Origin of the sequence: Terriglobus albidus (assembly GCF_008000815.1) — a bacterium.
GTDB classification, from domain to species: Bacteria; Acidobacteriota; Terriglobia; order Terriglobales; family Acidobacteriaceae; genus Terriglobus; species Terriglobus albidus_A.
The window spans coordinates 5,895,406-5,907,922 of record NZ_CP042806.1 but is presented as its reverse complement, the minus strand read 5'-3'; the positions used below and the strand labels follow the sequence as shown (position 1 = coordinate 5,907,922).

The 12,517-nt window shown below is 58.6% G+C and carries 12 protein-coding genes; 4 read left to right on the top strand and 8 right to left on the bottom strand.

Going from position 1 to position 12,517, the window contains the following annotated elements:
- Positions 1-118 precede the first annotated feature (118 nt).
- Positions 119-1,651 carry a glycoside hydrolase family 32 protein gene (locus tag FTW19_RS23665; protein WP_147650026.1) on the top strand — a complete coding sequence of 511 codons (1,533 nt, stop codon included), beginning with the start codon at positions 119-121 and terminating at the stop codon, positions 1,649-1,651.
- A gap of 551 nt (positions 1,652-2,202) precedes the next feature.
- Here the strand turns inward: FTW19_RS23665 and FTW19_RS23660 are convergent.
- Entirely contained in the window at positions 2,203-3,039 is an 837-nt protein-coding gene (locus FTW19_RS23660; RefSeq protein ID WP_147650025.1) for an isocitrate lyase/PEP mutase family protein, read from the bottom strand.
- Positions 3,040-3,066: 27 nt separating this feature from the next.
- Positions 3,067-4,779 carry a 30S ribosomal protein S1 gene (locus FTW19_RS23655; protein ID WP_147650024.1) on the bottom strand — a complete coding sequence of 571 codons (1,713 nt, stop codon included), beginning with the start codon at positions 4,777-4,779 and terminating at the stop codon, positions 3,067-3,069.
- A gap of 115 nt (positions 4,780-4,894) precedes the next feature.
- Here FTW19_RS23655 and FTW19_RS23650 point away from each other — a divergent pair, with 115 nt between their 5' ends.
- Positions 4,895-5,179 (top strand): DUF899 family protein, encoded by a 285-nt coding sequence (locus FTW19_RS23650; protein ID WP_147650023.1) that lies wholly within the window; start codon positions 4,895-4,897, stop codon positions 5,177-5,179.
- A 121-nt stretch (positions 5,180-5,300) separates the two neighbouring features.
- On the opposite strand, the gene FTW19_RS23645 is transcribed toward FTW19_RS23650, so the two are convergent.
- Complete coding sequence (locus FTW19_RS23645; protein ID WP_187143148.1) at positions 5,301-6,635, bottom strand: cytochrome P450; 1,335 nt, start codon at positions 6,633-6,635, stop codon at positions 5,301-5,303.
- 40 nt (positions 6,636-6,675) lie between these two features.
- Between FTW19_RS23645 and FTW19_RS23640 the strand changes: the two genes are divergently transcribed.
- On the top strand, positions 6,676-7,116 hold the full coding sequence (locus tag FTW19_RS23640; protein WP_246153467.1) for a DUF1801 domain-containing protein: 441 nt from the start codon (positions 6,676-6,678) through the stop codon (positions 7,114-7,116).
- Positions 7,117-7,295: 179 nt separating this feature from the next.
- Here FTW19_RS23640 and FTW19_RS23635 read toward each other — a convergent pair whose 3' ends face one another.
- From FTW19_RS23635 to FTW19_RS23620, 4 genes are all read right to left on the bottom strand, one after another.
- Positions 7,296-7,976 (bottom strand): hypothetical protein, encoded by a 681-nt coding sequence (locus FTW19_RS23635; protein WP_147650020.1) that lies wholly within the window; start codon positions 7,974-7,976, stop codon positions 7,296-7,298.
- Positions 7,977-8,085: 109 nt separating this feature from the next.
- A complete protein-coding gene (locus tag FTW19_RS23630) occupies positions 8,086-8,562 on the bottom strand; it encodes an AtaL-like protein (RefSeq protein WP_147650019.1) in 477 nt (158 codons plus the stop codon).
- A gap of 64 nt (positions 8,563-8,626) precedes the next feature.
- On the bottom strand, positions 8,627-9,388 hold the full coding sequence (locus FTW19_RS23625; RefSeq protein ID WP_147650018.1) for a pirin family protein: 762 nt from the start codon (positions 9,386-9,388) through the stop codon (positions 8,627-8,629).
- Between the two features lie 110 nt (positions 9,389-9,498).
- Complete coding sequence (locus FTW19_RS23620) at positions 9,499-10,098, bottom strand: isochorismatase family protein (RefSeq protein WP_147650017.1); 600 nt, start codon at positions 10,096-10,098, stop codon at positions 9,499-9,501.
- Positions 10,099-10,167: 69 nt separating this feature from the next.
- Here FTW19_RS23620 and FTW19_RS23615 point away from each other — a divergent pair, with 69 nt between their 5' ends.
- Complete coding sequence (locus FTW19_RS23615; protein ID WP_147650016.1) at positions 10,168-11,115, top strand: LysR family transcriptional regulator; 948 nt, start codon at positions 10,168-10,170, stop codon at positions 11,113-11,115.
- 48 nt (positions 11,116-11,163) lie between these two features.
- Here FTW19_RS23615 and FTW19_RS23610 read toward each other — a convergent pair whose 3' ends face one another.
- Complete coding sequence (locus tag FTW19_RS23610; RefSeq protein WP_147650015.1) at positions 11,164-12,465, bottom strand: hypothetical protein; 1,302 nt, start codon at positions 12,463-12,465, stop codon at positions 11,164-11,166.
- Positions 12,466-12,517 lie beyond the last annotated feature (52 nt).

Here is a 12,517-nt window from a genome sequence, read left to right as displayed (position 1 = left end):
AACATAGCTCGAATGGGCGGTTTTGTGCAACTCGGAAGGGCGGGCAGATGGGTTGCGTCTGTGCAGAGCGATCTGTAGGCTTCCATGCACGAAGGCTCGAAAGGGAAGTGACCTCTTCATGTTGAAATGCAACGTGATTGCAATGCTCGCGCTGGTGGCATTAGGAAGCATTTCGGGTTCATGCCAGGACAGGAAGCCGTATGCAGAACCGTACCGTCCGCAGGTTCACTTTTCTCCGCGGCAGAACTGGACCAACGATCCGAATGGCCTTGTTCACTTCGACGGCGAGTATCACCTGTTCTTTCAATACAACCCCTTCGGCGACAAATGGGGACACATGAGCTGGGGCCACGCGGTAAGCAGCGATCTGCTCCACTGGAAAGAGCTTCCGGTGGCATTGCCCGAGCACGATGGAGAGATGATCTTCACCGGCAGCGTTGTGGTGGACGAACACAACACCAGCGGCCTGTGCAAGGATGGCAAGCCTTGCATGGTCGCCATCTACACAAGTCATCGCCCTGGCAATGGACGTGAACAGCGGGAGAGCCAGAGCATCGCCTCCAGCCAGGATCGCGGACGCACCTGGCAGTTCTACGCGGGCAATCCAGTGCTCGATCTAGATATGGCTGACTTTCGCGATCCGAACGTGAGCTGGAACGACCAGATCCATCGCTGGGTGATGGCGGTGGCACTGCCCAACGAACATAAGGTTGCGTTCTATACCTCCACCGATCTGAAGCAGTGGGCGAAGGTCTCAACGTTTGGTCCGGAAGGCGCGACAGGTGGGCAGTGGGAGTGCCCTGATCTGCTTCAAGTACCCGCTGATGGTGGCAGGAAAATCTGGGCGCTGAAGGTCGGCATCAATCCCGGGGCGTTGCAGGGAGGCTCAGGGGAACAGTATTTCCTCGGCAACTTCGATGGGCGGGAATTTCATTCGCTCCCAGGAACCCCGGTGCGCTGGACCGATTACGGTAAGGACAGCTACTGCGCGATCAGCTTTAACCACCTGCCGCCGGGAGAAAAGCCCACGCTGCTGGGATGGATGAGTAACTGGCAGTACGCCGATAAGCTTCCAACCCAGCCCTGGCGTGGTCAGATGACCTTGCCCAGGCGTGTCGTCGCTGTGAAGGATGGCGACTCGTTTGTGCTCAGCGAAGACCCAGTCACCGCTCCCTTGCATGACGGTGCGGCGCGACCGATCCGCAAGCAGCTTGCTGCAAAGCAGGAAATAGCCGAGCTTCTTTCGTTGGAGTCCCCGATGGAGATGCAGCTTACGTTTGCTCCGACAGATGCGGAGAGTTTTGGTGTCCGCCTTTACTCCGACGACAGCCATTGGACTGAGATCGGCTTTGATACGGCAGGTCATGTCGTCTATGCCGACCGCATCCACGCGGGTGTATCTCCCGGGGAGAACTTTCTTGTCAGGACCGATGCTCGCACGGTTGCGACACGGCCGTGGAATCTGAAGATTGTGGTGGATCGTTCCTCGGTGGAGGTCTTCGCGCAGGATGGGACGATTGCGATGACCAATCTTGTGCTTCCGCCAACCAGCAATGTGAAAGCTGTTGTCTTTCGTGAGGGAGGGACGAAGGCGATTGCGGTGTCAGGGAGAAGTTGGCGGTTGAAGTCGATTTGGGGGACGGCGCGGTAAGGATCTCGGAGTATATCGACAAATTGTTCCTGTGTTTGGGTAGCGGACACGTCGCCATCGGGGCGTGGATCGGCCAGCAGCCAGGCGCCGAGCCCGAAGCGATTGTTCCGTTGTACTGGGAGCTCCATACACAACGGGACCATGTCGAGAAGGTTTTCTTTGCCGAGGCGACTTCGAAATGACAAGGCGGGGATTCTGAGAGTATTGCCCTCAGCGGCTAAAGCCGCCAACTCTTTCTAGTCTGTACGACACGGCTAAAGCCGTGTCCTTAAGCAAGACATTCGCGCGGTGCGCGAAGGAGAGGCAAGCTTTGTTTGTCGAGCGTCTCTCTTGTGTTCTGTCCTCAGGACACGGTGAAGTTGATAGAGCGTGTGACGGCAGAATAGATCTTCACTATATTGCTCGATCATCGTTGCGCTTGGCGCAACTGTTTCGCGCCAAAGGTGCGAATGCCTTGCTTAAGGGGACGGCTTTAGCCGTCCCGTATAGAAGCTCAGAAAGAGGCGGCTTTAGCCGCTGAGGTACCGATCTTTCAAAACCCAGTGCGTGGCTTACCCGAGCTCTTCACCAGTCAACAACGCAGCTACTTCTTTCGGATTCGCTGCATCGCCCGCAAACGTAAAAGTTCCCGCCCCAGCCATCTCATGCGCTGCGCGCAGAAACGCGCCGAGCGCTGTGCGATAAAGCGAACTCCCCACGCTGATGCGTTTCACGCCGAGTTTGGCTAACTCCTCGCGGCTGAGTTGCACCCCTTGCAATCCCATCACGACATTCACCGGCCGATCGACAGACGATACCACCGCAGCGATGTCGTCCTTGGTGCGAAGGCCCGGTGCATACAGCACATCCGCGCCGGCTTCCTGATACGCCTGCAGTCGCGCGATGGTATCGGCCAGGTCCGGCCGCCCGTGCAGATAGTTCTCTGCGCGTGCCGTGAGGACGAATCCGCCGGGAACATTGCGTGCTGCTTCTACAGCCGCTCGCACGCGTTCTGTCGCGAACTCGCGTGCATAGATGGGATTCGCTGCATCTCCGGTCGCATCTTCAATTGAACCGCCGGAGACACCGGCTTCGGCAGCCAGGCGTATGGTCTCTGCCGCCACCTCCGGTGCGTCACCGAAGCAGTTCTCCAGATCGGCATTGACCGGCAGATCGGTAGCCGCGGCAATGGCGGCGATATGAGAGATCGCCTGTTCGCGGCTCAGCGTGTTGTCTTTCTGTCCGACCGAAAAGGCGTAACCCATGCTGGTGGTCGCCAGCGCTTCGAAGCCGAGATGCGTCAGCAGACGTGTGGTGCCAACATCCCATGGGTTCGGAATGATGAAGGCTCCAGGCCGTACGTGCAGGTTGCGGAACTTCTCTACCTTCGCGCGACGATCTGGAGCCATAATTTTCCTCCGTGTTTCCTATGATCGCTAGTTCACCAGCTCCAGCGCGATCTTCTTCGTGGAGGCGTCCATCGTAGCGATGGTGAACTTGCGCACCTGTCCTACTTGAAGCGGTTGTGCCTGTGAGGTAGATGCTTTCGCATCGCCCTTCCAGCGTGCATTCAGCATGGAGCTCAAGGCTGAAAGATCGAGTGCGGGAGCAGCCGCGCTCGATGTGGCGGTTTCAGCTTTCCCAGAGATGGTGCAGTCAGCAAGAATGCCTTCGCCAAGCTCCACGACGGCATGATCTCCGCTCTGCTGGATCACGCGGCCCGATACGGTGTCACCGGTGGAATGCTCGGCAAGGAACTCGTCCAGGTGTGTCGGAACAAGCTGCTTGATGCTCAGCTTGATCTGCCGCTTCTCCATATCGACGGCGAGCACCTGGGCTTTGACCACCTCCCCTACCTTCAGCACATCCTGCGGATGGTTGATGCGCTTCTCCGCATCGATCTCGCTGATATGCACCAGACCTTCCACGCCTTCAGCCAGTTGCACAAAAGCGCCGAACTTCGTCAGCCGCATGACCGGTCCTTCAATCACGGAACCTGCAGGATACTTCTGCGGAACGGCGGCCCACGGATCGCCGAGCGCCTGCTTCAATCCAAGGGAGAGACGGCGCTCCGCCGGGCTAATGCCGAGGACAACCGCTTCCACCGTGTCATGCAGCTTGAGCAGATCGCTGACCTTGCGTACCTTGTTGACCCACGACATCTCAGAGATATGGATCAGGCCTTCGATGCCGGGCTCTACCTCGACAAAGGCGCCAAAGTCGGCAATGCGCTTCACGGTACCGCTGACGCGCTGGCCAAGGGGATAGCGTTCTCCCGCCGTGTCCCAGGGCTCGGGCTGCAATTGCTTCATGCCAAGCGAGATGCGCTTGCTGTCGGCATCGACCTTCAGAACCTTGACCTGCACCTGCTGGCCGACCTGAAGAACTTCTTCGGGGCTGCTGATGCGCTGCCAGGTGATATCGCTGACGTGCAGCAGGCCATCCACGCCACCCAGGTCGACAAATGCGCCGTAGCTGGCAAGGCTGCGAACCTGGCCGGTGACGATGTCTCCTTCACGTACTTCGGAGTATCGCTGCTGCTGAAGCTGACGGGCCTGATCTTCAAGGATGACGCGGCGGTCCACGACGACGTCTTCGTCGGCCGCGTCCACTTTAGTGAGGCGGCAGGTGATCTCCTGGCCGACAAGCTTCTCCAACTCGGCGGCATCGCGGGTGCCGCTCCGCGAGGCAGGCAGAAAGGCACGAACACCGACATCGACCGTCAGGCCGCCCTTCACAACGCCGGTCACGATACCAACCACAGGCGTCTTCTGCGCAAAGGCTGCTTCCAGCGAAGCCCAGTCTGTCGGTTGTGCAATCTTCAAACGCGAGAGCGCGTAGTAGCCCTCTTCGTTGCGTCCCTTGACCGAGACAGGAAAGCGGTCTCCCACAGCGACGCCATCGGCGTTGTTCTCAAAGGCCGAACGAGGCAGCACGCCTTCAACCTTGAAGCCTATATCCAGAAACACAGACTCCGGCGAGATCGATACCACGATGCCTTCCTTCTGGGAGGGCTCTGACTTCGATCGATCGGAATGTTCCTTCTCAAACTGTGAGAGAAGCGCGCCGAAGGACTCCGTGGAGTCGTCAGCGGTTTCGGGTGTGTTGGTGGGGTCGGGAGTGGTGTTCCGGATGTCTTCGTTTGCCATAAACAGTTCCCTCCATTGTAGTCACGTTCGCAAGGACTGATGGGGCCGGCACAGATCGCCGCACAGGATGATTAGAATGTGTGCTGGCACGTGACCTCCCCCTAAGGAGAAGCGAATGGTCCACGATCCTCGCCTCACTCCCGCAACAGAGCTTGCGGCAAAGAACCAAATGCACTTTCCCAACGAAAGCCAGGAATATCGCCGGGCCCGTAATGCACTCCTCGCTGAGGAGATTGACCTTCGGCGCAACATCGAACGGGTTGCTGAGCTCCGCCGCGCTCTGCCCCTCGGAGGCAGGATTCCGGAAGACTATACCTTCCAGGGGCCGAACGGCCAGGTGCATTTCTCACAGCTCTTCGGCGATAAAGACACCCTGGTTAAGCGAACCGTTGCGCGTTAGCGCAACCATTTCGCGCCGTTGGCGCGAATGCCTCGCTTAAGGGGACGGCTTCAGCCGTCCCATACAGAGTTCCATAGGGAAGGCGGCTTTTAGCCGCTGAGGTCTGTGATGGGAGTACCGATTATCCTCGAGTATTATCCCGAAACTCCCGCAGCCGAAGGCGGATCGGGGTCTTCGGACGAAGTGTAATCCATGCACTGAACTCCGGAGCTGCTTTGGCGGTTGCTTCTACCCGGAACCTGCTGAGGATTGCGGCGAGTCCGATGATGGACTCCATCATCGCGAAGTGTTGTCCGATACAGACCCGTGGTCCGATACCGAAGGGAAGATAAGTGAAGCTGCGGGGAGGCGGCGCGTCGATCCATCTTTCCGGTTCGAAGGTATGCGGATCGGGATACCAGCGCGGGTCCCGATGAAGCCGATAGACGCAGATCCAGATGTCAGTTCCGTTCTCTACCGGAGCACTCTCGAGCTCGGTATTCGCGACCGCTCTTCGTCCCATGCTCCATACCGGCGGATAGAGACGTAGTGCTTCTTTCACCACGGCCGTTGTCCATGGCAGCTTCGTGAAGGACTCAGCGAGAGAGCCGCCGTCGTTCAGAAGTGCGGTTACTTCTTCAGTCACCTTCTGCTGTACCGCCGGATGTTGTGCCAGCAGATGCAGTGCCCAGGTCAGACCGAGAGCGGCGGTCTCGTGGCCTGCAAGAAAGAAGGTCAGAATCTCATCGCGCAACTGCTCATCTGACATGGTGTAGCCATCCGCCGTGCTGGCATGCATCAGCAGGTCAAGCAGGTCGCTTCCCGATGGCGGCAGATTTCGCCGCTGGCCGATCGCGGTTCGAATAGAGCGGTCGAGAACAGCGACGGCCTGATTCCAGGAACGGCTGCGTTTGAATGGCAGTCTTCTCCATAACGGGAGATAGAGAATCTCGCTTCGCAGGTCGCCGAAGACGGTGGTGACAGCCTCGCCAAGCTGCTGCTGTTCTCCGGCAACCGGATCGCCGAAGAGTACCGCGCAGATCACCTCGCGGGTGTACTGCATCATGGCGGGATGCACATCGAGCACGGCATCATCGTTCCACGTGCCCATCAGCCTCGCGATAGTCTTGTGCATCTGCGCGGCATATTCCTTCAGGGCGGCGTGCCCGAAGTTCGGCTGTAGCAGAGACCTTTGCTTACGCCACAGATCTCCATCGCTGGCGAGCAGTCCTTTGCCGAAGATTGGTTGCAGTTTCAGGATCTCCGCCGATCGCCCGTACTCGTCCCGGCGGCGTACAAGCACCTCTTCGATGTCCTGCGGATGGCTCAGCAGCAGAACGGTGCGACCGAAGACGCGCATGCGAACGCGGTCCGCGTCCTGCAAAGACGTGGTGAAGAGAGACAAGGCATCGCGGCTTAGCGGGATCGCAGAGCCGAGAAAGGGAAGTCCCTTCAATGTCGTTTCGGTCAAAGGCATGTCGCTCATCGCGTGTCGCGCTTCACTGATGCTATATGGAATGGCCGGTAATATTGAGGCGAAGGCGAATGGAGCAGCAATGAAGGCGGAGATACTACGATTCGATGGCGCCGTGGAACGCGATCCTGCCATCGATGCATGGATGGACGAACATCGCGGAGAGTTAGGTTCCATCGCACAGGCGTGGTTTGAAGTGATGCGGCGATGCGGGGACGAAGTGCGGGAGCTTCTGCATGACGGCTGTCCGGTTGTGTGTCTGGGCGACGCTCCCTTCGGCTACGTCAATGTCTTCACCGCCCACGTCAACGTTGGGTTCTTTCACGGCGCAGCCCTGCCAGATCCAGCGCGACTATTGCAAGGCACGGGTAGGTTCATGCGGCATGTGAAGCTGAAGCCAGGGATGGAAGCGAACACCAGTGCATTGAACAGGCTGATCGAGGCGGCGTATGCGGATATCAAGGCGCGCGTCGAACACGGTTAGGTATGTCGATAAATTCGAGCTGTGCGGAACCGCTTTTTTGTTTGTCATCCCGCAGGGATCTTCTTTCCTACCCTCTACGTACTTGACCTCAGAGGCTAAAGCCGCTTTTCTCCAGGGCGTAATACGGGACGGCTGAAGCCGTCCCCTTAAGCAATACATTCGCGCTACGCGCGAACAACCTACGACTGCGGCCAGTAGCTCATGTCTCTGCGAAAGCGGGCGAGTTCCAGTCGTGTGTCGATGACGGCATCTTGCGGCATGGCTGCAACCAGCCGGCGGAAGATCTCTGCGTTCTCCGGCAGGTCAATGCTGTTGCGTGCCGGCAGCAACAGAAGATAGTCCGTTGCCCCGGTAACCGGACGCAGGATAGCGTGCGGCCCACCGATGCTGCGCATCACGCCGATAGCCGCGTGTTCGAAGGCGCTTTCAGCGCCGGGACGCAGGCGTAGCGTGAAGAAGCTCATCAGCGGATAGGATTCGATGTCCTGCGGCCGGAAGACGGTGAGTGGCGACATGACCTCATAACTGACAACGGAGCGGATCTGCGCATGCGGAAACACGTTCATGGCGTTGTCGGCGGCGTCTTCCGCCGGCTTGACCGGGTTGTCGAAGTCGGGCCACTGGTGAAACATGGTGGCATCGATGAAGGTTCCATAGCGGTCGCCGGAGATAATGGTCCAGCCATACCAGGTCCACGGATCAGACGCGGAACGATGCCATGCGAGGTGGCGCTTATAGCCGTCTTCAAAGGCGGAAACATCCATCGGCTGCCAGGTGACGAAGCGGGCAGCGTTCTCGCGTATCTGTGAGAACGCTGTTGTGGCAAGCAGAAGGACAGCAGCGAGATAGCAGCGATTCATTCGTTACTCCGAAGGCCCCGGCGATTTGACGTGCGCAAACCTTAGAAGGATATCGCGTGGACGTCTTTTATGACGCCGGGATCTTCGGTAAGCCGTCGCTCGAGGCGCCCTAAATCTTTCCCTCTCTCACCAGCGTTCGTGTACGCGCCAGCGTCGACAGCAGGGCGCTCTTATAACCTTTGTCCTCGCTGCTCATGCGAGCTTTCTCCTGCTGCTCCTCCGGGCCGTCCGGTGTAATGCCTCTCAAGCCGAGCAGGCAATAGAAGCGCAGATGGAGCGCTCCACCGGCATCGTCGATCAGCTCGTTGACGATGACGCCCTCCCGGGGCCCTTTGAACTGATGGAATGAGACCTTGGTCATTGGCTCAAAGGTGACAATCTCGGTCAGGCTCTCCTTAAAGATGATGGCTTCGCGCACGATGAAATCTTTGCCTTCCTGAACGACCTCGCACTTATCGCAGAAGCCGGGCGGCAGAAATTGGGTCGCATTCCGCGCCTTCAACACGAGTCCCTTCCATACCTGCTCTCTGGTGAGTGGTTCTTCTCCCGCGGGGTTCACGGGTACAGTAGCGGTTGCGTAGATCATGTTTCCTCACTCGTATGGCGTGTCGTTGATGGGATGGTTGCACTGTGAACCGATTCAATCCAGATCAGGCATCGAATCCAACGATATTTCCGCTGAACATACCTTGCTTGAATACAGGTGCTGACGGGTCTGTTGTGAAGAGCACCAGGTCGCTGTCTTCCTGTGCCGCAATCTGGAGGTCCTCGTCGTTGAGCAGGATGCTCTCACCGGCTGCAAGGATAGTTCCGGCAACGGCAATTCGCCCCGCGAAAACATACAGGATTCTTGAGACTTCGCCTGTAGGGAAAGGTGGAAGTGTTGCAGTGTGTCCTGTGGTCAGTCGAATGTCATGGACCCAGACCTGTGCCCGGAATTTGAGCGGCGCATCCTCATTCGGTCCGGCGACGAGCCGCCAGTCATTTTCACTGAACGCCGCTGCGAAATCGTGAAACTGCACGACAGGCTCCAGGTCCTTCTCGCTGGGACGAATGAAGATCTGGAGCGCCTCTAACGCACCGCCATCTGCCGGCACCCGTTCTTCGTGTTGAAAGGTGTGGCCGGCGTTCATCAGCATCAGGCGCGTGTTTGAGAGTTCTTCCACGTGGCCGACACTGTCACGATGTTGCAGCCGTCCGCTCCGTAGATAGGTCAGAATCTCGTCGTTCCGATGCGGATGCATGGCAATGAAGGCACCGGGCTGGAGCCATGCCTGGTCGATCCGGCCAATGGCTCCAATGCCGCTATCGTCTTCTTCGAGAACAAGCCCGGGATACAGAATGTCGATTCCGAAAGCGCTCGATCCATGGCGACGCTTCATCGAGCGGTCGAGTTTTGTTAGTACAGCCATGATGTTCCTTTTCTCCTTGGTGATATCGCAAAAATGCAGATCGGCACAGGGCGCGGAAAACATCGTGTTGCTTGCCTGTCTTCCAACGCCCCGTGTATCTGATGGCGGATTTACTTCATCCCAGCCCCGATGGCGGGAAAGACATCGCTGAAGAGCAGGCCGATCAGTTGCTGGCCATGCGGCGTGGACCAGTCCTGCGCCAGCTCGGCAATCAACGTATTTGTGGCGGTCAGGACGACGCCGGCGTCGTGCATCCGCTGCCTTGCGAACTCTTCGGACAAGTCGCTTGGCGAGCCGGAGGCATCGATCACTGCCTGCACGCCATAGCCATCCGTCGCGGCATCGATCGCCGGGAATATCAGGCAGATGTCTGTGGTGACGCCTGCCATGATGAGGTTCTTTCTGCCGGTAGCTTCCACGGCCGCCTTGAAGGCGGGATACGCCCAGGCATTCACGACACCGGGCCGCTTGATGCGTGCCTCATAAGCCTCCGGCAGGATACGGGCAATCTCCGGAAGGATAGGGCCCTGCGCATGATCTTCCTGGCTTGAGGTTACGACCGTTGGAATGTTGAGAATCTTTGCCATCTTGGCAAGGGCGACGGTTTGCTTCTTTGCGAGCTCCTGGTCGATGTTCTTGATGAGCTGCATGGTCCCCACCTGGTGGTCGATCAGGAGGAGAACGGTATTTTGCGAAGTGAAGGGCTGCATGGTGATTTTTCCTTTCCGGGTATTGGATGTGCAGCGTCAGAGTGGGATCGATCGTTGTGGAGGAACCGATTGTTTCCAATAGTTGACAATCACTGGATCCGGACACATGATCAGGGCATGGCCGATCTGAACTACATGCGCTGGTTCACCGTGATCGTGGAGGAGGGAAGTTTCACCCGTGCCGCTTCCCGGCTGGGTTTGACCAAGAGCGCGGTCAGCAAAGGTATCGCCGAGTTGGAGACGCATCTGGGGACGCGCCTGTTGCAGCGTACGACCCGCCGTGTGACGCCCACGGCGGCCGGCCGGGCTTTGTATGAGAACGTATCCGAGGCTATTCAGAAACTGGAGCTTGCGGAGCTGGACGTGAGTGGACGATCACGAAAGGCGGGCGGGCTGCTTCGAGTCGCCGCGCCGGTTACGTTTACACGCGCATTTCTTCATGCCGTGATTCCACAGTTCCTGTCGACGTATCCAGATGTCCAACTACAACTGATTCCGATCTCGGGTCAGTACGATCCCGTGCAGGTGGATGCAGATCTGCTGATCCAGACGGGGCCGCTCGCCGACTCCTCCGCGGGATTTGCGAAGCTTGGATCGGTGCCGCAAGGAATCTTTGCGTCAAAAGAGTTCCGCGCCAGGCACGGCCGCTTCGAACGGCCGGAAGAGTTAGAGGGGCTGGTCAGCGCAGGGATATCCGGTAAGCCGGGCCCTACGGTATGGGAGCTGACTCGGAACAAAGAGAGAGTGTGGGTCAAGGTGCTGGCCCGTTTGATAGTGCCTGACCCAGTCCTGCATCTGGCGTTCGCATCCGCGGGCCTTGGTGTGGTGATCGCACCTGCTTTTCTGGCGAACGAGCTTACCGGGAGAGGAAAGCTCGTCGCGCTGCTCCCGGATTGGTCTCCGCCGGAGGTGCCGCTGTTCGGCCTCTATCCGGAGCGGACTCGTCCATCGGTAAACGTCAGCTTGTTTCTGGAGGTTGTGCGACGGCATCTGAAGGAACTGCGCCTTCAGGGGTGACGAGGGATAATGCGGAAGTTCCGGACTACACCCGCAGGGGAGAATGCTCTACTGATTCGTCTCGTGCCACTCAGAGGCGTGGCTGGCGATGGCGCGCACACCGTAGATGCTGTTGCCGTCTTTCAGCATGCAGCGCACGATGGCTTGAATCACCGGGGCCGTCTGCTTCCCGTTCTTAGTGGTCTTCCCAGCCTGCTGTAACAGCGCCGCGCCTTCTTCCGAGGTGGCGAACTTGGTCGCGCCGGCCGTACCAGTGGTGTCCAAACCGCCAAGGATCACGATGTGACGGCCGGCGCTGAGGCCAGGCTGAAAGGAGACCAGGCCGTAGTCAACGCGGAGAACTCCGCTAACCGGATCACGCTCCGTGCGATAGATGCGGCCTTCGCCCTGCGCAGGTTTGCTATTCTCCAGCTCGCCATCCCATAGCTCATGACGAGGTCCTGCCTTCACAAAGCGGAAGTCGCCCTGACGCGGCAATTCGTCGACAGCTTTGTTCTGAAAGCTGGAACCGAGCAGGACGACGTTGTGGTTCTGCAGATCTTCGATGGTGATATCGCGGCTACGCTTGATCTCGGCATGTGCGCCTAATTGGCGGAAGAGGGAAGTAAGCGTTGCTGCGCTCTCAATCTCTCCAGTTCCGGTATAGCCATCTTCGTAATAAAGAGGACCGGCGCGCCGTACCAGCTCTGGGTTGGAAGCAAACGATTCGGCAAGATGGCTCTCCACCTTCGAGCCGCGCTGTCCGGCTGCCCCCGAGGGATAGCGGAGTAAATCGTTTGTCTCATCGATCAAAAAAACCGCATCCGGATAGCCGATGATGGGCTGCTTGTCTCCGTTGAGGAAAGAGCTCCAAAGCGATGCGACCGCGGGTGTGAGGTCATTCTCGCCCGTATTTTTCGGAGCAGCGCGGAGACCGATGAAGACGCCGGCGGCCAGCCCTGCGATCGCGAGCGTGATAGCCAGCCAGGAGCGCCGCAGGAATCCAGAACGGCGCAGGAATCCAGGCTGCGATACCGTGAGCTCCGGTGGAGTGGGATCATCCATCGGCGGGATGGTCTCCTCGACGGTGGCGCCTTCTTGCGCCGCTCCGCTCGGGGCCTTAAGGAAGACGGCGCCATAGTGGCCTCGGGGAATCGTGATCAGCACATCATCCTCCCGTCCCTCATCCAGGTAGTAACGGGAGAGCTTCTCGCGGAGGCGGTGGATATGGACACGGACAAGTGTGTCGGTCTTGGGATCGAAGTCCGCGGCGCGGTCCAATGCTTCCACGCCGATGGTGTATTCCTTCAGATCCTCGGCACGGCCATCGGCACTGCGGGTGCCGATGTACTCGAGCAGCCGCCGAAGCATGGCGGCACTTTTGAACGTCTCAGACTGCAAAACATGGTTCAGGCACTCTAGG

Coding starts and splice junctions, on each gene's coding strand:
- FTW19_RS23665 (WP_147650026.1), top strand. CDS start 119: ATGTTGAAATGCAACGTGATTGCAATGCTCGCGCTGGTGGCATTAGGA.
- FTW19_RS23660 (WP_147650025.1), bottom strand. CDS start 3,039: ATGGCTCCAGATCGTCGCGCGAAGGTAGAGAAGTTCCGCAACCTGCAC.
- FTW19_RS23655 (WP_147650024.1), bottom strand. CDS start 4,779: ATGGCAAACGAAGACATCCGGAACACCACTCCCGACCCCACCAACACA.
- FTW19_RS23650 (WP_147650023.1), top strand. CDS start 4,895: ATGGTCCACGATCCTCGCCTCACTCCCGCAACAGAGCTTGCGGCAAAG.
- FTW19_RS23645 (WP_187143148.1), bottom strand. CDS start 6,635: ATGCCTTTGACCGAAACGACATTGAAGGGACTTCCCTTTCTCGGCTCT.
- FTW19_RS23640 (WP_246153467.1), top strand. CDS start 6,676: ATGGCCGGTAATATTGAGGCGAAGGCGAATGGAGCAGCAATGAAGGCG.
- FTW19_RS23635 (WP_147650020.1), bottom strand. CDS start 7,976: ATGAATCGCTGCTATCTCGCTGCTGTCCTTCTGCTTGCCACAACAGCG.
- FTW19_RS23630 (WP_147650019.1), bottom strand. CDS start 8,562: ATGATCTACGCAACCGCTACTGTACCCGTGAACCCCGCGGGAGAAGAA.
- FTW19_RS23625 (WP_147650018.1), bottom strand. CDS start 9,388: ATGGCTGTACTAACAAAACTCGACCGCTCGATGAAGCGTCGCCATGGA.
- FTW19_RS23620 (WP_147650017.1), bottom strand. CDS start 10,098: ATGCAGCCCTTCACTTCGCAAAATACCGTTCTCCTCCTGATCGACCAC.
- FTW19_RS23610 (WP_147650015.1), bottom strand. CDS start 12,465: ATGCTTCGGCGGCTGCTCGAGTACATCGGCACCCGCAGTGCCGATGGC.